Genomic DNA, 21,327 nt, shown 5'->3' with positions numbered 1-21,327 from the left:
TTACCCATGCCTCAGCGGCCTAACCGGCTTTTAGGTTTTCTTCGTATTTGCTGTCATGTCGTCTTCTGGGTGGCCAGGGAGCGGTAGGCGTCGCGGACGACCAGCAGCCGGTCCAGGCGGAACCGCCCCGGACCGGCGTCCCGCACCCGCCTGCCGCGCTCGGTCCAGAACGCCTCCCCGGGCACCTCGTCCTGGCCGGGCGGGACGAACTTGACGACCTCCTCCATCGCCGCCACGGCGACCGCCAGCACGGGCGCGGCCTCGTCCGGGCCGCCCGCCGGGGCGTTCCCGGCGACGGTGTCCGCCACCCAGAGCCACTCCCCGGCGTCCAGCAGCCGCGACGGCTCCGGTCCGCCGAACGCCGGGAACCGCGTGGGCGCCACCTCCCGCTCGGGCAGCCCGAACAGGAACTCCCGTGCGGCGCCGCAGCCGGAGCAGGTCCCGGTGTAGCGGGAGACCGGCTCGCCCGCCACGGTCACCAGCCCGCTCTCCCAGGCGGTGTCGGCCGACCCGCAGGCGCACGGGCTCAGGTCGAGGTACAGGAACGCCTCGTCCCTGCTCCGCGCCACCGGGAGCGGCATCGCGTCACTCCCCGGCCCGCCTCCCGGGACCGCGGCCCTCCCGTTCACCCGGTTCTCCCGTCCGTACGGCCCGCCGCGACCGGCGTCGATCCGTTCGCACGGCCCGCCGCGACCTGCGTCGACGGCGCGGGCGCCTCCGGGGCCGGTGAGGCGGTGCCGGGGGACGGCGCCGACGGCACGGTGCCGGGAGACGGGGACGTGCCGCCCCCCGGCGTCTGGGCGCGCCGCCCGCAGACGCACGGCTCGTCGGACGGGCAGGTGCACTCCTCCGGCGGGATCCAGCCGGTGGTGTTGGTGAGCCGGCGCATCCGCCCCCAGTACTCGTCCCTCGTCTCGACCCGCGGCTCGGAGTGGTTGAGCAAGCCGTCCAGTCCGAGGCCGGAGCCGATCCGCCCCGCCCCGCCGGCCTCCCAGGGCGGCACGGGCGGGACGTGGCCCTCGAACAGCATGAGCTGCCGCAGCCCGTTCATCTCGTGCGCGTAGTAGGCGCGCTCGTCGTCGGTGCGGGCCGACCGCCAGCCGTCCGCGAGGTGCCCGTACTCGTCGTAACGGGCGTCCATGCAGTAGTCGTGGCGCGCGATCTCGTCGACCGCGGCCAGCAGCCGGCGGAACGGGGCCGGACCGGCCCGGTGTTCGGCGGCGGCCTTCCGCTGCAGGGCGTGGCCGACCTCGTGGCCCACCATCCGCGCCACCGTCTTCGGGTCCGGCCGGCTCGTCAGGACCATCTCGGACGGGTCCTCGGCGCTGCCCGTCCGCAGCTTCGTCCGCGCCATCAGCCGCGACGACGGACCGAAGTGCACCACCGGCATCCCCGCCGAGCGGTCCCAGCTCAGCCGCCGCCTGGGCCGGCCGATCCGGACCCGGAAGTGGTGCGTGTCGCCGTTCCGCAGCTCCACGATCAGCGTCGAGCCGTCGGCCGACCAGCGGTGGTCCCGGACGCCCCGGCCGAGGACGGACGGCCCGGCCTGCCGCAGCGCCGTCTGGACCTCGGCCGTGGTCAGGTCGGCCAGGTGCGGCGCCCGGATGTCCACCGCGAACGCCGTCCCGGGGATCTGCGGAGCCGTCACCGAGAACGAGCCGCCCCCCGCGGAGGGAGCGCCGCCCGGCGCGGAGTTGACGGAGCCCTGGTAGGTGCCGCCGACCGGCTGGGCCTGGCTCCCGGCGTGCGGCGCGGCGCTCGTCGCGGGGGCCGCCGGAACGCCGGGCGGGGTCAGCTCCTGGTCGACCAGCGCGGTGAAGTCGCCGCCCTCCGGCAGCCGGCCGTGGAGGGCGCGCAGGTCGATCCTGCCGTTCGCGGCGGCCACCAGCCCCGGGGGGAGCGCGGCGAGCGCGGCGGCGAACCCGCCGTCGGGCACCCCGACGACCCGCCGGCCCGACGGGTCCAGCGCGGCGCTCAGCAGCCCGCCGTCCGGCGTGGCGAGGTAGGGACGCGCGACGCCGCCGGGCTCGCGGACCTCCAGGTGGACGGGGACGCCCAGCTCCCGGGCGAGTGCCCGCGCCTCGTTCACCCGCGCCGCCTGCCACTCCGGGCCGGCGTCGACCGTGAGCAGGAGCGGCGTGCCGGACCTCCGGATGCCCGGCGCCCTCCGTAGCGTGTGCTCGGCCAGCGACCGGTACGGCGCGACGGGGTCGAAGTCCCGGCTGCTCTGCGACTGCCGGGACAGCTCGTCCAGTGAGAACCGGGTCGTGGGCCGGCCGCTCCCGTGCCCCCATCGGGCCCGCCAGCCGCGTCCGGGCTCGCGCCGGACCGCCGGTTCGCCGAAGCGCCAGCCGCCGCCGCGGACCGGGGGCGCCTCCTGCTCGCGGCGGGCCTCGGCCATGCCCTCCTCGAACAGGGTCACGTCGGCCGTGCCGGTCGCGGCGTTGAGCATCTCGACCCGCCGGTAGAACGGCCTGCCGGGGACGACCGACTTGATCTCGTACGTGATGTGGTAGTCGATCCGCGTCCGGACCGTGGTGACGTCGCCCTTGCGGAAACCGCTCGTCTCGTCACGGTTGCCGCCGCCCTCGGAGATCCGCTCGGAGGTCGACCGCCCGGTCGAGCCGTGCACGTTCACCCCGGAGGGGCCGTAGCCGCTCCCTCCGGAGACGCCCAGCGACTGGCCCGACTCGACGGCCCCGCCCGAGGTCGCCTGGAAGCGCTCCACGTCGCCCAGCTCGACGTCCGCACGCCCCGCGGCGAGGACGCGCACCTGCGAGGGGACCGCCCGGACCCGCACTTCCACCACCCGGCCGGGACGGCCCGGCACGGGGAACCGGGCGATCCGGTGTCCGTTCGGCCCGGCCATCCTCCGCAGGTTGGCGTTGCGCGCCATGGCGGTGAGCGCGTGCTCCAGATCGTTCCGGTACCGGCGGGCGCCCCGGCGGCCGAGGACGTCGGAGCGGGACAGTCCGTCGTACGCGGCCTGGAAGAGCCCGGCGGCGCGCGTCGACTCGGTGAAGAACGTCCTCGGGAACGCCAGCGGCCGGGTGTCCGTCGACGCCGACGCCTCCGCCGCCTTCGCCGCCTCCACCAGCTCGGACGGCACGAGCCGCGTCATCCGGCCCGTCAGCTCCGTCACGACGGGCCGGCGTCCGCCGCGCCCGCGGCGGCCCGGCCGGTCGACCTCCACGGTGACCTTCACCGCGTGGGCGACCCGGTCCATGCCGTTGAAGGAGGCGATCCGCTGGATCCCGGTCAGCTGCTCGCCGGCCGTCCCGGAGGTGGAGTGGTTGACGCCGGCCTGCACCTTGGCGTCCCCGCCCACCGCGCCCTTGAGGGCCGCGGGCGCGCCTTCGCCGCTCACGCCGCCGCCGAAGGCGATGTTGAACGCCTCCGACCAGGAGCTGTCCCGGTAGGCGTAGTCCTGGACGATCACGCCGGCCTCGTCCGTCCGGTTCAGCAGCCTCGGCGGGCCGACGAACTCCATCTTGACCCGGACGGTCAGCGGCCGGCCGTCGTTCCCCCGGACGCGCGCGGTGTAGGTGTGCGGCGCCCCGTCCGGGTCCAGCATGCTGTCGAGCTTGCCGTGCCACCGCTTGCCGCTGAAGTCGCGGAACAGGCTGCGCCACAGCGCCCGGTTCTTGCGCAGCGCCCCGGGGGCCTTCTTCTCGACCGCGGCGAGCACCTCGTCGAACAGCTCGGTCTCCGCGCCGTTCCGCTTCAGCACGAGCTCCTCGACGCCGGTCTGGCCCATGGCGTCCCTGAGGTGCTCGGGGAGCGTGGCCACCTCCGGGGCCACCGCCCGCTCGCGCCTGCTCAGCTTCGCGTCGGGATCGTCCAGCAGCTTCTCCAGGACCGCGGCCCGGGCGCGCTCGTAGGCGATCATGCGGGCCAGGCGGCGGCCCGGGTTCCGGGTGTGCCCGAGCCCGCCGTACCGGCCGTCGGCGGCCTCGGTGAGCTTCCCGACCATCCGCTCGGCGGTGTGGTCGGCGGTCAGGACGGGCAGCGGCGCGCCGGAGTCGCGGGCCGCACTCTGCTCGCTGAGGTAGCGGCCGACCAGCGGGGCCGCGACGTCCGGGGCGATCTTCAGGTTGCCGTCGAGGAACCGCTCCATCACGTCCGCCACCTGGTCCAGCGGCAGCCGCAGCTCTCCCTGGGCGTACAGGCGCAGGGCGTCGCGTTCGGGGACCATGTAGACGACGGGGCGGCCCGGCGCGCTGACCACCTTGGCGTTCGCGGCGCCGGGGACGCCGACGGTGACGTCGAAGTCGGCGCTCATCCGGAAGACGTAGTGCTTGCCGGTCTCGATGACCAGCCGCTCCCGGCCCCAGATGCCCAGCTCCTGCGCGGAGAGCCCGGTGGTCCGCGACGCCGATCCGCTGAGCCCGGCGCCGCCCTTGGGCGGCGCCGCCTGGCTGAGCCCACCGGACAGCGAGCCGTCACCCGCGTGGCCGCGGGTCCGGCCCGCGGAGGCGGACTGGCTGCCCAGGGTGAGGTTGATGTCGCCGCTCACGTAGTCGACCGCGGTGACGAACTCCGACTCCCCGGCGCGGCCGCTGACCCACACCGGTGAGCGGAAGCGGCGCGTGCCCCGGGACCGTACGGCGAGCTCCATGCCGGCCCGGCCGAACAGCCGGTCCGGCTGCGCCATGAAGCTGCGGACGTTGAGGAAGGCCGCCAGCATGTTGACGATGACCGGGTGCGACCGCACCCACCGCGGCAGCTTGGGCAGGACCCGCTGCAGCAGGTCACCGGCGTCCACGGCCCGCAGCGTGGCGCGGCGCAGCGTGGCGCGGGAGGTCGGGTGCGGCGTCGGGGTCCGCGCGGGGCCGTTTCCGGAGTCGTCCTCGGGCAGCAGCCCCGCGGGCGTCATCAGCAGGGAGCTGCCCTGCTGGGTGGTGATGGGGTCCGCCATGGACGAGATGTCGGCGATCCTCACCGTGTGCTTCCGCCGGGCGACCGCCGTCAGATCGTTGTTCTCCCCGAGGATCACCTGGTTGACCGTGCCGCCCTGGGTCGCTCCGGCGTTGACGCCCCTGCTGTAGGTGTAGCCCCCGCCTCGTGAGGCCGCGACCTCCTCGTCGGCGTTCGTGTCGCCGCGTCCGCCCTCGAACCTGATGTCGTGGCCGGCCGACTCGCCGCTCGACAGCCCGGACGTCTCGGAGTCGATGTCCAGGTCGACGGGGACCTCCGCGTCGGTGTGCTCCCAGGAGTCCACCTCGTGCTGGTCGATCGTCAGGACCAGCGTGACCGTCTGGGAGGCATGGCCGGTACGGTGCCGGCTGAAGGTCATCGGGATGCCGTCCTGGGCGCCCTGGTCGTAGGCGGCCGCCACCCGGCGCTCGTCGAGCTGCTCCTCCAGCTCCCGGGCGTTCGCCTCGTGGCTGGCCCACTCCAGCGGGTCGTTCGACGGGATCTCGTTGCCGTCGGCGTCCAGCGGGGCCAGCATGCCGCGCTCGCGCAGGTACGCCTCGACCTCCGCCCGGTCGATCGGGGTGAACTCCTGCACCTCCGACGGTCCCGCGCCGCGGACCCTGACCGGATCGCCGGTCTGCCAGCCGGACGGGGCCGCCTTCCGGCCGGGCGGCGGCCCGGGCTTGCGGTCGTCCCGGAACACCGGAGAGCCGTCGGGGTTGCGGCGCGGCGCGCCGGAGTCGTCCCGCTCGATCGCGTTGGCGTCGACCTCGGCGCCATAGTCGTAGGCGTGCGTCAGCGGGATCCGCATCAGCGCCCGGGCGCGCTGGACGAACGTGGGGCGGGGCTCGGCCTCGCCGAACCGGTGGACCGTGACCTCGTGGACCACAACGGCCACGTATCCCTGGGTGTCACCGGAGTAGCGGTACACGCCCGGGTGGATCTCGGTGCCCCCGGTGTTCGCGCCCGTCGACCTGGATCGTCCCCGGGTGTAGCCGAACGCCCCCTTGAGCTTGGTCTTTCCGCCGAGGGACGACGTCCCGGGGAGGGCGCCCTGGCCGCCCACGGTGACGCCGGTGTTCCTCGACCGGCTCGACGACGTCGAACCCGACGTGCCGGAGAACTGGACGCGCAGCCGTTCCTGGTGGTGCTTGTTGGTGGCCGAGCCCACCGGCTCCATCGAGGGCGCCGGCGCCCCGTCCGGGGCGGGGACCCACTCGATCCGACTGCGGACCCGTACCGTGCCGAGCGGCCGGCCGCCGTCGGTGATGGTACGGCTGAGCCCGCGCGGGCGGTTGAACGCCTCGTACATCCGCCCCGGCAGGTCCTCGGCCATGAAGGTGCGGATCTGCCGGCGGGCCACGTCGCCCACCGCGGACCCGCCGAGCAGCTCGACCGTGCGGTCGACCCGCTCGTCCGCCCCGCTCATCGAGATCACCACGTGCTCGGGGAACCGGCCGTTCGGATCGCGGTGGTTCGCGGACTGCTGGACGGTCTCGGCGGGGGCGTGGTCGGCGTAGGCGTGCGAGACGAGCACCCGCAGCCGCTTGGCGTCCCCGGCCGACGCGATGACCTCGGCCTCGCTGCCGGAACGGGCGTCGACCGTCTCGGTCGCGGTCCAGTCCGTCTTCCCCGCCGGGCGGAACTCGACGTCCCAGGCGACGTCGGCGATGTCCAGCAGGATCGACTCGCCCCGGTTGTCCTCGACCCCGCCGAACAGCGCGAACTCGGAGGCGCTGCCGCCCTCGCCCCTCGACCGGGACCTGCTGTGGCTGCCCTCAAGCTTGAAGAACGGGTCCAGCACGTCCTCGATGAACCTGCGCACCCCGTTGTGCGGCGCCAGGAACATCCCGGCCAGGGTCTTGGCCAGCGCGATGGCGTTGAGGCCGAACGACATGCCCTTGTTCCGGCCGCCGCTGGTGCCCACCGACCGGCCGCCCTGGGGGAGCGCGCCGATCATCGTCTCGGAACCCTTGACCTTCGGATCGACGATCTCCGCGAGGTCGCCCATCCGCAGTTTGATCCGCAGCTCGCCCCGCGTCGCGCCGCCGACCTGCAGGACGACGCCGTCGTCCGACGTCACCCGGCGGAACCGGGCCCCCAGGACGTGCTCCAGCTCGTCGGGGGAGAAGGTCTGGTCCACCCCGTGGCCGGCCAGCACCCGGTTGACCACGCCGGTCAGCTTGGTCATGTGGGGCAGCCGATCGGCGGGCACGCTGCCGGTCATGGCGTCGCGCGGCGGCAGCGCCGCCTTCATCGCCTCGTCGTAGGCGGCGACGGCGTCGGCGGCCTCCCGGGCGAGCCGGGCCACCTCGGCGACCCGCTGGGCGGTACGGCCCGCCGGCTCCTCGGCGGCCAGGGCGTCCAGGGCGCGTGACGCCTCCGCCACGGCGGCGCGCGCTTTCTCCGCCCGTACGCGGGCCTCCTGGTAGCGGACGGCGACCCGCTTGTGGCGCGCCCCGGTGTCCCGCTCCACCCGGACCTCGGCCAGGGCATCGCGGTGCCGCTTCCGGGCTCCCCGGTCGCGCTCCTTCTTCGCCTTCTCCGCTTCCTTGAGCTTTTCCGCGATGTTCTTCCCGGCCTGGCGGGAGGCGTCCCGATGGGACTTCACCCGCTCCTCCAGGCCGGTCTTGGCGCCGGCGAGGGACTCGCCCAGTTCCCGCACCCGGCCCGACAGCTCGGAGAGCTCGGGCGAGGTGGCGGGATTCGCGCCGGTGCTCGGTCCTGTGGCGTTCGACGTCGCGGGGTCCGGGGTCAGTGCCTCCGCCAGCCGGGCGATCTCCTCCGCGGTCCGGGCCTGCGTGCCGGACCGCAGATCGGCGTAGGAGTCCTCCGGATTCCTGAGGTGGTCGGCCGCGTCGCGCATCAGCCGCCGCTCGCCGTCACCCAGCCGGGCGGGGTCCCACTGACCGGCGGTGTCGACCATCAGCTCCAGCGTCACCCGCACGGCCGCGTCGTTGGTCTCGGGCGCCGCCTCGGTCAACCGGTGGAGCGCCGCGACCGCGCCCTCGGTGTGGTTGCGGCCCTCGACGTCGGCGATCCCGGCGCCCAGCCAGGCCGCCGCCTCGGCACGCAGCCGTTCGGAGGTGGCGCGGTCCGCGGCCCGGAGCGTCAGCCTCCCGCGCACACCGCCGAGGAAGTCGGCGGAGAGGTGGACGATCTCGCCGCTCGGCCCGGTCAGCCGCAGGTCGCCGTTCCGCAGCAGCATCGCGTCGGGGGCCACGATCTTCAGGACCTCGTCCAGCGCCGTGCCGGCGAGTCGCGACGCGTTCCCGGGGTCGGGGGCCGTTCCGGCAGTGGCCGCGGGGTCCGGGGCCACGGCGGAGGCCGGAGCGGCGGGGTCGGGCGCCGCCGCGGGGGCGGGCGCGGGGGTCGCCGCCGGGTCGGGCGCGGCCGCCGTGGCGGGGCCGGACGTCGCCTGCTGGTTCGGCGTCTGGGAGGGGGCGGCTCCGGCGGGGTTGGCCGGCGCCGCGCCCGTCACCGGGGCGACCGGCGTCGCGGGGGTGACCGCGCCGCCCTGGGCGGTTCCCGCGCCGCTCTGGGCGGGCGACGGCGCCGCTCCCGGATCCGTTCCCGATGCCGGCGCGGCTCCCTGCGTCGAGGAAGAGGATGCTCCGGAGGAAGCGGAGGCGGCCTGCGGATCCGGTGCTCCCGACGTGGCGGGTGCGCCCGCCGGCGTGGTCCCGGGCGCGGCCCCCTGAGCGTTCCCGGACGTGGGCGCGCCACCCTGGACGTTCCCGGTCCCGGACGCGGCCCCCTGAGCGTTCCCGGACGCGGGCGCGCCACCCTGGACGTTCCCGGACGCGGCCTCCGGCGCGCTCGCGGGCGCCGGTGTCCCGCCCTGCGCCGGGGTGGCCGGTGCGGACGGCGCGCCCTGGGCTCCGGGCGTGCCCGCCGGAGGCTGGGCGGCGTTGTCCGGTGTGGCGGGCCCGGCTGAGGCGGTGTTCGGTCCGCCGGAGGCCCCGGTGCCGGAAGCGGCCGCCGGAGCGCCCGCACCCGTACCACCCGGCGTGGAAGCCGCCTGCGTGCCCGGGGACGGTGCGCCCTGGGCGGGGGACGCCGGCGTGCCCGGCGTGCTCGGGGTGCCCGGCGCGCTCGGGGACGAGGCGGCCGGGGCGGAACCGGGCTGGGCGGCGCTCGGGGCGGGGGTTGCCGACGGGGTGCCGGCCGTACCGACGGGGGTCACCGGTACGGTGCCCGCGACCTGCGGGTTCTGCGCCCCGCCCGCCGCCTGGCCGTTCCCGGCGGGGGCGCCGGACTGGTTCGCGCCGTTGCCGCCGTTCCCGCCGTTCCCGCCGTTGCCGGCGGCCGCGACCGTCGCGGGGTCCGGCGCGGGGGCGTTCGCGAGGTTGGTGCCGCCGCTCCCCGGGTCGGGCTGGTTCCCCGGCGTCGCCGCCGGGCCGCCGGACCCGGCGGGCGGGTCGCCGCCGGCCAGGCGGGCGTCGGCGGCCGCGGCGGCCGCGTAGGCGCTGTCGAGGGCTGCCCGGGGGTGGGTGACCGCGTGGAAGACGTCGGGGTTGAACGGGCTGATCGTGTTCGTCCGGCCGGCGCCGCCCAGCGCGGCCCCGAGGAGCGCCTCCCCGTTCGGCAGCGACTCAAGCGGGTTCTGCCCGTAGACGAGCGTGTTGGCGATGATGCTTCCGCCCGGCGAGGCGACCATGTTGTTCAGGCCCGTCTGCACCGCGCGGGCGGGGAACCGCTTGACGGCGTTCATGATCCCCGGGTCCGTGCCGCCGAATTCGTTCAGCCGCCGCAGCACCGGCATGCTGTTGGAGAACCTGTTCAGCATGGGGGCGGCCTTCATGCCGATGATCGCGCCACCGGCCGCGCCGACTTCCGAGGCCAGGAACCGCTGCCAGTCCATGCTGGTGCGGGTGCCCATATCCATCTGCTTTTTCTGGGTCAAGTAGTCGATCGCGCCCTCTTCACCCATCTCCTCGATGATCTCCCGGCCCATGTGACCGGTGAGGAGCGTCCGGAGCCCCTTCGCGGCCCCACCCGCGGCGGTCGCCCCGTGGGTGGCCGCCCCGCGGGCGGCCAGCCGGGTGACCGCGCCTTCGGGGGTGCGCCCGGCGACCACGGCGAGCCGCTGGAGGATGCGGCCGATGTTGGACCGCGCGGCCGCGGCGATGGGGCCGAGCGCCGAGGTGGTCGCGCCGGCGCTGAAGAAGGCGGCGAGCAGGGCGATGTACGTCGCGATCACTGCGATCCAGAACGCGACGTTGATCGAGATCTTGGAGTACTGCACCTCGCGCGCGAAGTTGTCGGCCTGCTGGAAGTAGGTCGCCGCCTGCCGCGCCAGCGCGGGCACACCCGAGTCCTCGGAGTACGCCTGGATGAAGTCCTCGGCGAACTTCTCGCTCGCCGGCGCCGTCCACGACTGCAGGATCATGCCGCCGGCCGTGACGCCCGGCTCGACGGAGGTGTCCAGGCCCTCGTACAGCTCCCGGTTGGCCGTGGCGATCTGCCACAGCAGCCGCTCGCTCGACTCCGGCCAGTTCTGGCCCGAGGCGAGATACGAGATCAGGGTGTTGGCCCAGGCCGGAAGGCTCTCGCCCCAGGCGGGCGTGACGTCGGGGGCGGCGCCGCCCGCGACGTCGGGCGGAGTCCCCCCGGCGGCACTGGGGTTGATCCCGGTGCGGCTTCCGGCGGAATCCGTGTTGACGGCCACGCCATCTCCCCCGTTGTGGTGCTGTCAGGTCACCGGACGGGCGTCCGGCGCGTCCGGGTCCTCCTCGCGCCGGCGGCGCGGAAGGACGGTTCGGTGCCGGTCACACCTCTTCTATGAGCCTGTTCATGGCCGCGCGTTCGCGGTCGTCCGTGGCCCGCGTGGTGCCGATGTTGTTCCGCACCTTCAGCCCGGCCTCGGTGACCGTCTTCACGATGCCGTCGCCGTACTCGATCATCTTCTCCGGGCCGCCGCCGTTCATGTAGGCCGCGTAGAACGCGGAGCCGGCGGTGTCCCGGCCCCAGGGCTCGAGGGCGTTGAGCGCCCGGATCCGCTCCACCTTCTCCGTCCACAGGGTGTGGACGTCGTCCGACACGGTGTCCCATCGGACCAGGCCGTGCGCCACGCCCTGGTAGTGGACGCCGACGCCCTCCTCGTAACCGCCGTACTCGCTCACCGGGGTCACCGCTTCCCGAGCATCTGGGCCGCCATCCGCTCCAGCACGCTTTCGAGGTCGCCCTCCAGGTGCTCCTTCATCTGCTCGCCGGGGACCAGCGGCTCGAACAGCTCCACGACCCTGGCCCGGGCCTTCTCCGTGGCCCGGTGGACGGTGTCCGTGATGACGTCGGCCAGTTCCCGGGAGTCCTGCCGCCGGTAGATGCGGGGATCGAGGTCGAGCCTGATCAGGTCGCCGCGCGCGCCGACGGTCGCCGACACCAGCCCGTCCCGCGACTTCTCGGTCACCTGTACGGCCCGCGCCTGCCGGTGGATCTCCGGCCCCCGCTCCTGCAGGCGGGTGAAGGTGGCGCGCAGTTCCTCGGCGTAGGCCTGCATGCTCCTCGCCTCATCCGAGACCGCGAAAGGTTCCACATCGACCTCCCCTCGAAGCGCGGGACCGGTGGCGGTGGCCGCCGCGACCACCCTGCCCCCCGTACCCCCGCCGCCCCCTGGACGATTCGCACGTTAAATCTTCGTGAATTATCGATCATCCTGACATCCGCCGCTGTGGTACGGCAAGCACCAAATGCCACTGAAAACGCTCATACAACGCCATAAGCGACGTCGTCCTGCGGAAGGACGCGGCGTCGCGGACCCGTAAGCCGGGGACGCGGGTCAGGGTTCCAGGAAGACGACGTTCTCCCGGAGATCGGTCACCTCGTGTCCGGGCACCCAGCGCCGGTGGACCCCGCGCTCGACCCGCTCCAGTTCCAGTTCGCGGGCGACCGGCAACAGGCCCCCGACGTATTCGAGGAGCAGCGTGTCACCGCGCCGGTCACGCACCTGGAACGGCGCGCCGCGCCACTCGCAGACGGTCGTGACGAAGGAGATCGACTCGCACTCCTCGGCCCGCACCGGCCGCACGAAGCAGTGCGGTTCGACCTCCTCGAAGCCCTCGGCGGGCTCCGTGACGCGCAGCCGTACCCACACCGCGTCCGGACGCGGATCGGGGCTCGCGGCGTACTCCGTCCCCCGCCAGCGTGCCCGGTAGGAATGCCACATCACGCCGCCCCTCCCGGACCGCCCACCGGTACGGCGTCGACCAGAAACCAGCGTCCGAGGTCGCCGTCGTACACCGCGCGCCGGTACTCTACGCCGTCCACGGTCAGCTCCCAGATCTCGGTGCCGTGGGGCAGGCCGACGCCGTCCACCTTGTACTCGCGGATGACCTGGTCGGCGTTCGGCACGAGCCCCATGCCCACGAACGGCGGCTCCTCGATCACCCACCCGGCCACCGCGGTCCGCGACGCCTCGTCGACGCCGCCGTAGGGGGTGCGGTACAGGTCGAGGCCGACCGCGCGCCATCGCAGGATGTTCACCGACCCCTCGTCGGTGACCACCCCCTCCTCGTGCGCCCGCCCGAGCGCGTCCGCCAGGACGGCCGGGGTCGCGATGTGCGCGACGTCCCGGGCCCGGTGGCAGTATCCGGAGACCCGGGACTCGCCCTCGGCGAGATGGGCGTACAGGTCCGCGGGCCGGAGCAGCTTCTGCATGATCGGCGGCCCGGAGCCGGGCTCGGCGAGGCGCTCCTGGACCAGGGACGGCACGGCGAGCCTGGCCACCGTACCGGCCTCCAGGAAGAAGGACGTCGTAAGGCCCGGGTTCACCGCCAGCCCCCACCGGGGGTCGGGCCAGCCCGCGGCCAGCTCGGCGAACGTGACGACGCGGACGTGCTCGGCGGTGTCCCCGAGAACGGCGCGCATGGCGTCGATCGAGGTGTAGGCGGCCATCCAGGTGCGTCCGCCGCCCGTGAACGTCGGCCAGGCGGTCGGTTCCCTCCCCTCCGCGGCGGCCGGGGTGACCGGCAGGCCGATCTCGGCCTGCCGCAACAACCCCAGGCAGACCGGGAGGTCTTCGGCGGCGAACGCCGCCTGGAGACGCTTCTCGAACGGGCTCTCAGGCCGCCACTCCTGCACGACGACCACCATAGGACGTCCGCCGCCGCCGGGCGCGGGGGCCGTACGGGAGATCATCGGAGAACCGGGCCGCGCGGAAGAGCCGGATCCGCCAGGGGCCGTATGTCCTGCTCGGTGACGATGTACAAGATCCCGGGCATCAATGTATTAATAGGGCCTTAACCGAAGATTATTCAATTAGGAACATCAACGGACGAGGCTCTCACCACCCGACATCTTTCCGACATCCGCGTTCCGTTCCCGGTTAGGAGCCGTTGCTTGACGGAGCCATCTCCCGGCCGTCCGGTCGTCCCCATGAAGGTCGACCATGACCAGCTGGAGAACGTGGTCGCCCCCGGGTTCCAGGTGGCCGGCGGTGACCTCCGCGAGGCGGTCACCCGCGCCGCGAGCGCCCTGGCGGCCCTCGGGCCCCTGCCCGCCGACGAGGAGACGGACCGGCGGTTCCTCCAGTGGTTCACCCCGAAGCGCGACCAGATGCTGGAGCTCACCAGTGACCTCGCCGGCGCCTACGGCGACATCGGGGAGGGGCTGCTCATGACGGGGCGGAACGTCTGGAACGTCGACTGGGGCCTCGCCGAGGACCTGGCGAAGGTTCCCGACTACACGGCCGACGGCCCGCCGCTGGGACCGCCGCCGGGCACGGCCTCACCCGGTCCGGTCCCCGGTCCGGCGCCCGCTCCCCCGGCGGCGCCGCCCTCCGGCCGGGCTCCCACGTCCGCCCCCGGACCGACCCCCGGTCCGATCCCCGACCGGAACGGCCGATGACGCCGCCGCTGCCGCTCTCGCCGGTGTCGGCGGTGTCCCCCACCCGCGGCATGATGCTCCTCCTCGGGACGGGCACCGCCGCCCTGGCCGCGCTGAAGATCTACGCCGGGGTGACCGCCCCGGAGATCCCGCCGGAGCGGCTGCGGGAGATCGCGCGGATCTTCAACCGGCTCGCCGACGACATCGACGGCGGGGACGACTCGGGCAGGAACGGCTCGGGCGGGAAAGGTTCGGGCGAGGGCATCGCCGGCCGGGCCGACGCCCTGGCCGAGGCGGTGTGGAACAACCCCCGCAACGGCGGCGAGGCCGTCGAGGCGTTCCAGACCCTGTACCAGGGGGTCGTCCGGGGCTACGCGCCGCAGCTCGCGAGGGACTGCCGCGTCGTGGCCGCCGGCTGCGAGGCGTACGCGCAGCTCGTCGAGACCACCCGGAAGAACCTCGCCGACATCGAGGACCTGCTCCTGCAGATCCTGTGGCTGGTGATGTTCCAGCCGATGACCACGGCCCTCTACGGCTTCGCCGCCGCCCGGATCGCCGCGTTGGTCAAGGTGGCCCAGGGCATGAAGTCCGCCTTCGCGCTGAGCGCCGGGAGGATCATGGCGATGACGTTCCCGAAGTACGCCATGACGACTCTCCTCTACATGATCCTGGACGGCGCGGCCTACGGTTCCGTCTCGCTGGGCATCACCAGGAGCGTCCAGGCGTCGCACGGCCTGCCGACGGGCTCCGCCGGGGAGAACGCCACCGAGTACGGCAGGATCGCCGCGGCGAACGGCGCCTACGCCCTCGTCTACGACGGGGTCAAGGCGACGGCCCTGCGCGGGGTGGCGCCCACCCGCGCCACCGAGCTGATCGCCCGCCTGACCGGCTCCGGCCTGGGCTACACCCCCGCGTACAACCTGATGAGCGACGACGGCGGGGAGGTCCTGACCACGCCCGAGCAGTGGGCGGCCAAGCTGACCGGGCACGGCCTGCGGGCGGCCATCTTCCCGCCCGGCTGGAAGTTCAGGTAGGCGCGGCCGGGGACCCGGCGCTCCGCCGGGCTCCGGTGAGCCCCCGCCGCCCGGCCGGTCGCCGGAGGCCGGGCACGGACACGAACACGGACGCGGACACGAGCCGGACCGGCCGGGATCCGGGCATGGACACGAGCCGGACCGACCGGGATCCGGGCACGAACACGAGAGGACGACCCGTGCGACACCCCGACGACGCGGCCCTGCGCCGGATGGAAGAGGAGCTGGGCGAGATCACCGGCACGGGCGAGGCGGCCGGCGGGCTGGTCCGCGCCGTCACCGGACCGTCCGGCCGCCTGCTGGACATCGTCTTCGACCCGCGCGTCATGCGCCTGGACAGCCACGAGCTGGCCCGGGAGGTCGGCGCCGCCGTACGGCGGGCACAGGAGGACGGCGAACGCAGGGCAAGGGAGCTGGTCGACGGCACGCTCGGCCCGGCGGGGTCCGGCGGCGCCCCCGGGGAGCCCCTCGACCACGCGCGGTTCTGGAACGGGCTGGAAAGGATGAGCCGGGACTTCGAACGGTCGATGGCCGAGCAGGAGGCCGAGCTCGCCCGCCGGCTGGGAAACCTGGACCGGTTCTGACCCGGGGGCGACCGGCGCGGGCGCTTCGAGGACTCCCCCGCCCCGGGCCCCGGGCCGGCCCCGACCCGGGAAGACCCCGCCCAGGCGCGTGAACCCGGGCCGGCCCCGGGGCGCGTGGCCCCGGGGCATCGCCAGCGGAGGCGGACGGGAATCGAACCCGCCGCGCCGAGATGCTCGACGCCACCGGTTTTGAAGACCGGGAGGGCCACCAGACACCTTGACGCCTCCGCGGGCGATGCTACCGGCCTCCGGCGCCCCCGCTCACGCCGCCCCGGCTCAGGCCGGGCGACACACGCGTGGGAAAGGAGTGTTCCGGACCGCGCTGGTTACGATGTCCGGGACGGCGACGCCGCCGGGTGCGGCGGCGGGCGGCCGGAGCTCCCCCGCGCGTGACGGACCCGACGTATGCGGAGGAGCAGGCCGTACCCGGCCGACGAGCACATGACCGAGGACCAGCCGGCCGAATCCGCGGGAGCGGAGAGAAGACCGCGCGGCGATCACGGCGCCGCCGGCCGCGTGACGGTCGTGGTGGCCACCCGGAACCGCCGCCGCGACCTGGAGCGGTCGCTGCCGCGCCACGAGGCGCCGGTCATCCTGGTCGACAACGGCTCCACCGACGGCACCCCGGCCTTCGTCCGGGAGCGGTTCCCGCACGTCGAGGTGGTCGAGGCGTGGCGCAACCTCGGCGCGCCGGGGCGTGATCTCGGCGTCCGGCTGGCCCGGACCCCCTATGTCGCCTTCGCCGACGACGACTCCTGGTGGGCGCCGGGCGCGCTCGCCCGCGCCGCGGACGTGCTGGACGCCCACCCCCGCCTGGCGGTGCTCGCCGGGCGGGTGCTGGTGGGACCGGAGGAGCGCCCGGATCCGACCTGCCACGGCATGGCCGCCTCCCCTCTCCCCGCCGAACCCGACCTCCCCGGCCCGAGCGTTCTGGGGTTCCTGGCGTGCGGGGCCGTGGTGCGCCGGGACGCCCACCTCGCCGCCGGCGGTTTCGACGACGTCGTCTTCTTCTTCGGCGAGGAGGAACGCCTCGCGCTGGACCTGGCCGCCGCCGGCTGGGGGCTCGCCTACGTCGACGACGTCGTGGCCCACCACCACCCCTCGCCGTCCCGGGACCCGGAGGGCCGCCGGGCCCTCGCCGTCCGCAACGCGGTGCTGACGGCCGTCATGCGCCGCCCGTGGCCGGTGGTGGCGCGCGCCGTGCTCACCGCCGCCCGCGGCGGCCCGGCGGGACGGCGGGGCCTGCGGGACGCCGCACGCCGGCTGCCCCGGGCGCTGGCGCGCCGCCGTACGCCGCCGTGGCGGGTGGAGGCGGCCCGCGCGTCGCTGGACGCTTCCCCGGTCGGCGGGGCTTACCCACTTCCAGCGGGGATTTGGGCAGACCGGGTGGCTGCCGCGCGAAAGTGCCGGGTAGGCGAGCCTGCGGAAGGAGGAAACACGATCATGGCGAACACACCGAACCCGATCGACCTGCAGAAGCACCTGTCGGGCGTCGACTATCCGGCCAAGCGGGACGACCTCGTGCGGGTGGCCCGCGAGAAGGGCGCCGACGACGCCCTCGTCGGCACCCTGGAGAAGATCCCCGACCGGGAGTACGACGGGCCCAACGCGGTCAGCAAAGCCGTGTTCGGCGACGACTAGGGCCGATCCCGCGGTTTCCCCGTCGCGGCGGGGGACCCGCGGAACCCGGCTCCGCGGCGCACCCGGCCGATCCCGGAGTCACCACCGGTGATCAGGGCTTTCCTGCCCGCCGGGAGATCGCGGCCGACGTGGTCGCGCGTCCCCGGCCCGGCCCCGGGACCCGCCGCCCGGCGGCCCCTTCACAACGGGCCTACCCGGGTCGGCGGCCCGTCCGCGCGCTCCGCAGGGCGTCCTCCGCATCGTCGTACAGCTCGAAGAACGCGGTCAGGCCGGTGATGCGCAGCATGCGGAGCACGCCCGGAGGAGGCGCGGCCACGATGAGGCGGATCCCGCGTTCCTCGCTGTCGGTGCAGATCGACACCAGCGTCCCCAGCCCGGTGGAGTCGCAGAAGGTCGTCGCGGCGAGGTCCAGGACCAGGCACCCGCCCGCGAGGTCGTCCCACATCGTGGAGACCATGGTCCGCACATCCGGAGCGGTGCTCCAGTCCAGCGCGTCGCCCAACCGGATGACGCCGATCCTGCCATGCGGTTCGAGGTCGGAACTCAAGGTAGTTCCCTCAGGTGGTTGCACCATCGGCTCAAGCTCCCCACGGCGAAGTCGCCTCATCAGGCATTTATCACGCACAAGATAAGACAAATCACCGGCTCAGACACATCGGCGCCCGTTCCCGAGACGGCACGGCGGCCTTCCCGAAGGCGTACGGCGCCTTTTCCGGAGGCCGCACGGCGCCCGTTCCCGGGACCGTACGGCCGTACGGCGCCCTTTCCCGAGGTCGTACGGCACTCCTTCCGGACACCGTACGGCATCGCCTCCGTCCGCGGCCGGAAACGATCACGGACGGCCGGCGCCGTCACGAATCGCCCGCCGCGACGAGTGACCCGGTCGAATCGGGTGAGGTATCCGGTGACGCGAGAAGCGAGGGGGAGACGAGACCATGGCAACCGTCGCAGAGCAGTTCATCGAGGTGCTGCGCCAGGCCGGCGTCGAACGGGTCTACGGAGTGGTGGGCGACAGCCTCAACCCCGTGGTGGACGCGATCCGCAGGACACCCGGCATCGAGTGGGCGCACGTGCGCAACGAGGAGGCCGGGGCGTTCGCCGCCGCCGCCGAGGCGCAGATCACCGGCCGCCTGGCGGTCTGCGCGGGAAGCTGCGGACCCGGCAACACCCACCTGATCCAGGGACTGTACGACGCCCACCGCAGCGGCGCCCCCGTGCTCGCGCTGGCCTCGCACATCCCCAGCTCCGAGATCGGCACCGGGTTCTTCCAGGAGACCCATCCCGAGCGGCTGTTCACCGAGTGCAGCGGCTTCTGCGAGATGATCAGCACGGCCGAGCAGATGCCCCGGGTGCTGCGCGTCGCCGTCCAGCAGGCCCTCGGCGACGGCGGCGTGTCGGTCGTGGTCCTTCCCGGCGACGTCGCGGGCGAACAGGCCCCGAACGAGACCGGGCACCACCGCTTCGTCACCCGGACCGGCACGCTCACGCCCCCGCCGGAGCAGGTGGAGGAGCTGGCCGCGACGCTCAACACCGCGCAGAAGGTCATGCTGTTCTGCGGGGCCGGGGTGCGGGACGCCCACGCCGAGGTCATGGAGCTGGCCGGGCGCACGTTCGCGCCGGTCGGCCACGCGCTGCGCGGCAAGGAATGGATCCAGTACGACAACCCCTACGACGTGGGGATGAGCGGGTTGCTCGGCTACGGCGCCTGCTACGAGGCCATGCACGAGGCGGACCTGGTGGTGCTGCTGGGCACGGACTTCCCCTACCCGGACTTCCTGCCCGGCCGCAAGACGGTCCAGATCGACCGGAACCCGGCGCACCTGGGCCGCAGGACCCCGATCGAACTCGGCGTCAACGGCGACATCGGCGCGACGCTGCGGGCGGTGCTGCCCTCCGTCAGGCAGAAGTCCGACCGGCGCTACCTCGACAGGATGCTGAACCGGCACCTGAGGACGCTGGACCAGGTCGTGGAGGCGTACACCCGCAACATCGAGCGCCACGTGCCGATCCACCCCGAGTACGTGGCGGACGTCCTGGACGAGCTGGCCGACGACGACGCGATCTTCACGGTGGACACCGGCATGTGCAACGTCTGGGCCGCCCGCTACCTGACGCCCAACGGCCGCCGCCGCGTCATCGGCTCCTTCTGGCACGGGAGCATGGCCAACGCCCTCCCGCACGCCATCGGCGCGGCGTTCGCCGCCCCCGGACGGCAGGTCGTCTCACTGTCGGGCGACGGGGGCCTGAGCATGCTGCTCGGCGAGCTGCTGACCGTCCGGATGCACGACCTGCCGGTGAAGGTCGTGCTCTTCAACAACTCCTCGCTCGGCATGGTCAAGCTGGAGATGCTGGTGGACGGCTTCCCCGACTTCGGCACCGACTCCGCGCCGGTGGACTACGCGGCCGTCGCCGCCGCGATGGGCATCCCCTCAGCGACGGTGGAGAAGCCAACGGAGGTCCAGCAGGCGCTGGCCACCGCGCTCGCCACGCCGGGACCGTACCTGCTGAACGTCATCACCGACCCCGACGCGCTGTCCATGCCGCCGCGCGTCACCCAGGCGCAGGTGAAGGGGTTCGCGCTGGCCGCGGGCAAGGTCGTGCTCAACGGCGGGGTCGGCCGCATGATCAACCTGGCCAGGACCAACCTGCGGCACATCCCTCGCCCCTGACCTCGCCGGCTCCGGGGCGTCCCGGCCCTTTCCCGCGCCCGGCGCGGGCGGGCCGCGGGCCGTTCCGCCGTCCCGTTCCACCGCGACGCCGGATGCGGCAGGCTTGCGGGGTGAGCAGACTTGAACGCCGGATCACGGCGGCCGCCGAGGCCGCGCTCGCGCAGCGGAGGTTCGTCACCACGATCGACGTCCTGACGGGCCTCGGCTGGCTGCACGCCCGGCACGTGGACGTCTGGCGGCAGGGCCGGGCCGCCACGCTGGAGGAGCTCGCGGCCGTCGACGGCGCCAGGATGACCGACGCGGTGGCGGTGCTCCGGCGCTGGGCGCTCTCCCGGGGGCTCGTCCCCGGCGAGACCGCCTACCTCTCCGGTGGCCGCGACCGCCGGGAGCTGCGGTTCGTCGCCGACGGTGACGACGGCGCCTTCCGGGTCCATTGGGTGTCCCCGGAGATGGGGGAGGCCGGGCGGCGGCGGCTCGCCGAGCGTCAGAGCAAGGCCCCCGACCTGGTGGTGGTCGAGCCGGAGAAGGCGTGGACGTGCGCCGGCTGCGGCGACACCGGCCCCTACCTGATCATGGAGGATGCCGGTCCGCACTGCCTGACCTGCGCGGACATGGACCACCTGGTCTTCCTCCCGGCGGGTGACGCGGCACTCAGCCGCCGGGCGAAGAAGGAGAGCGGGCTGGCCGCGGTGGTGGTCAGGTACAACGCGCGGCGCAGGCGCTACGAGCGGCGGGGAATCCTGGTCGAGGAGGCCGCTCTGCGACTGGCCGAGGAGCTGTGCCTGGCCGACGAGGAGGTACGGCTGCGCCGCCGGGAGCGCGACCGGGAACGGCGGGCGGGCGAGGACGTGGTGTTCCAGGTCCGGATGGCCGAGGCGATCCTGCGGATCTTCCCCGGCTGCCCGCCCGAACGGGCCCGGGACATCGCCCTGCACGCCGGTCTGCGGGGCAGCGGCCGGGTTGGCCGCACCGCCGCCGCCAAGGTGCTGGACGAGAAGGCGATCACCCTGGCCGTCGTGGCCTCGGTACGGCACCTCGACACCGACTACGACCGCCTGCTGATGTCCGGTGTGCCACGCGCCGAGGCCAGGGACCGGATCCGCCCGGACATCGACCGGGTGCTCGGCGGCTGGCGCGGAACCGTCGGTGGTTCCGGCCATGATGACCGCCATGGATGAGTGGCGCGAGACCCGCCGGACACTGCGCGAGTTCGCCCTCGGCCTGCCCGAGGCGTACGAGGACCACCCCTGGGGCGACACCGTCGTCAAGGTCAACAAGAAGATCTTCGCGTTCCTCGGCGCGGAGGAGCCGGCCGGGGACCGGCGGCCCGCCGTCTGGCTGAAACTGCCCGAGTCGCACGGCCACGCGCTCAGCGTGGCGGGCGCCGAACCCTCGCGGTACGGCCTCGGCCGGGCGTTCTGGGTGACGATCCCGCTGGACGGCGGCGCGCCGCCGGAGATCGAGGTGCTGCTCGACTGGGTCGAGGAGAGCTACCGCGCCGTCGCCCCCAAGAGGCTCGTGACCGCGCTCGACGCCCTCGGCGGGCTGTAGCCGGCCGGGGCACGCCGCGGTCGACGCTCGATCGATGAGCGAACCCCTGGAGGCGGTGGAGACGCCGTCTTCCCCCGATCGGGCCGATACTCCACTCACCGGATC

The 21,327-nt window shown here is 74.1% G+C and carries 14 protein-coding genes and 1 tRNA gene; 7 read left to right on the top strand and 8 right to left on the bottom strand.

Translation table 11 applies throughout. The annotated features are described in order from the left end of the window. Window positions 1-53: 53 nt before the first annotated feature. The 6 genes from HDA43_RS17605 to HDA43_RS17580 all read right to left on the bottom strand — a co-directional run bounded on the left by HDA43_RS17605 (window position 54) and on the right by HDA43_RS17580 (window position 12,999). Window positions 54-581, bottom strand: a complete 528-nt coding sequence (locus HDA43_RS17605; protein WP_179822111.1) for a hypothetical protein — start codon at window positions 579-581, stop codon at window positions 54-56. A 44-nt stretch (window positions 582-625) separates the two neighbouring features. Further along, window positions 626-10,588 (bottom strand): WXG100-like domain-containing protein, encoded by a 9,963-nt coding sequence (locus tag HDA43_RS17600; protein ID WP_179822108.1) that lies wholly within the window; start codon window positions 10,586-10,588, stop codon window positions 626-628. A 100-nt stretch (window positions 10,589-10,688) separates the two neighbouring features. After that, window positions 10,689-11,042: a hypothetical protein gene (locus HDA43_RS17595; protein WP_179822106.1), complete on the bottom strand. Its 354-nt coding sequence runs from the start codon at window positions 11,040-11,042 to the stop codon at window positions 10,689-10,691. A gap of 5 nt (window positions 11,043-11,047) precedes the next feature. After that, window positions 11,048-11,455 carry a YbaB/EbfC family nucleoid-associated protein gene (locus HDA43_RS17590; RefSeq protein ID WP_312873347.1) on the bottom strand — a complete coding sequence of 136 codons (408 nt, stop codon included), beginning with the start codon at window positions 11,453-11,455 and terminating at the stop codon, window positions 11,048-11,050. A gap of 243 nt (window positions 11,456-11,698) precedes the next feature. After that, window positions 11,699-12,085 (bottom strand): UCP033725 family protein, encoded by a 387-nt coding sequence (locus HDA43_RS17585; RefSeq protein ID WP_179823380.1) that lies wholly within the window; start codon window positions 12,083-12,085, stop codon window positions 11,699-11,701. Next, on the bottom strand, window positions 12,085-12,999 hold the full coding sequence (locus tag HDA43_RS17580; protein ID WP_179822103.1) for an SseB family protein: 915 nt from the start codon (window positions 12,997-12,999) through the stop codon (window positions 12,085-12,087). Before HDA43_RS17580 ends, HDA43_RS17585 begins: the two co-directional genes overlap by 1 nt. A 258-nt stretch (window positions 13,000-13,257) precedes the next feature. Here HDA43_RS17580 and HDA43_RS17575 point away from each other — a divergent pair, with 258 nt between their 5' ends. From HDA43_RS17575 to HDA43_RS17565, 3 genes are all read left to right on the top strand, one after another. Further along, window positions 13,258-13,764 (top strand): hypothetical protein, encoded by a 507-nt coding sequence (locus tag HDA43_RS17575; RefSeq protein WP_179822101.1) that lies wholly within the window; start codon window positions 13,258-13,260, stop codon window positions 13,762-13,764. Continuing rightward, window positions 13,761-14,777, top strand: a complete 1,017-nt coding sequence (locus HDA43_RS17570) for a hypothetical protein (RefSeq protein ID WP_179822098.1) — start codon at window positions 13,761-13,763, stop codon at window positions 14,775-14,777. Before HDA43_RS17575 ends, HDA43_RS17570 begins: the two co-directional genes overlap by 4 nt. A 179-nt stretch (window positions 14,778-14,956) precedes the next feature. Further along, the gene (locus HDA43_RS17565) at window positions 14,957-15,361 is read left to right on the top strand and encodes a YbaB/EbfC family nucleoid-associated protein (RefSeq protein ID WP_179822095.1); all 405 of its coding nucleotides are present in this window, start codon (window positions 14,957-14,959) and stop codon (window positions 15,359-15,361) included. Window positions 15,362-15,495: 134 nt separating this feature from the next. Here the strand turns inward: HDA43_RS17565 and HDA43_RS17560 are convergent. Further along, window positions 15,496-15,589, bottom strand: a tRNA-Sec gene (locus HDA43_RS17560). A gap of 177 nt (window positions 15,590-15,766) precedes the next feature. Here HDA43_RS17560 and HDA43_RS17555 point away from each other — a divergent pair. Continuing rightward, window positions 15,767-17,002, top strand: coding sequence for a DUF2795 domain-containing protein (locus HDA43_RS17555; protein ID WP_179822093.1), 1,236 nt, complete (start codon window positions 15,767-15,769; stop codon window positions 17,000-17,002). Between the two features lie 190 nt (window positions 17,003-17,192). Here HDA43_RS17555 and HDA43_RS17550 read toward each other — a convergent pair whose 3' ends face one another. Further along, on the bottom strand, window positions 17,193-17,549 hold the full coding sequence (locus tag HDA43_RS17550) for an STAS domain-containing protein (RefSeq protein ID WP_179822091.1): 357 nt from the start codon (window positions 17,547-17,549) through the stop codon (window positions 17,193-17,195). Between the two features lie 388 nt (window positions 17,550-17,937). Here HDA43_RS17550 and HDA43_RS17545 point away from each other — a divergent pair, with 388 nt between their 5' ends. The 3 genes from HDA43_RS17545 (at window position 17,938) to HDA43_RS17535 (ending at window position 21,222) form a co-directional block, all read left to right on the top strand. After that, window positions 17,938-19,671 carry a pyruvate dehydrogenase gene (locus tag HDA43_RS17545; protein ID WP_179822088.1) on the top strand — a complete coding sequence of 578 codons (1,734 nt, stop codon included), beginning with the start codon at window positions 17,938-17,940 and terminating at the stop codon, window positions 19,669-19,671. Window positions 19,672-19,781: 110 nt separating this feature from the next. Further along, complete coding sequence (locus tag HDA43_RS17540; RefSeq protein ID WP_312873346.1) at window positions 19,782-20,849, top strand: DUF2293 domain-containing protein; 1,068 nt, start codon at window positions 19,782-19,784, stop codon at window positions 20,847-20,849. Further along, window positions 20,842-21,222: an MmcQ/YjbR family DNA-binding protein gene (locus HDA43_RS17535; RefSeq protein WP_218911757.1), complete on the top strand. Its 381-nt coding sequence runs from the start codon at window positions 20,842-20,844 to the stop codon at window positions 21,220-21,222. Before HDA43_RS17540 ends, HDA43_RS17535 begins: the two co-directional genes overlap by 8 nt. Window positions 21,223-21,327: the final 105 nt, after the last annotated feature.

Source organism: Streptosporangium sandarakinum, assembly GCF_013409935.1.
In the GTDB taxonomy this organism is placed as follows: Bacteria; Actinomycetota; Actinomycetes; order Streptosporangiales; family Streptosporangiaceae; genus Streptosporangium; species Streptosporangium nondiastaticum.
Note: the sequence above shows the minus strand (reverse complement) of the source record. Positions and strands in the feature narration are given on the sequence as shown.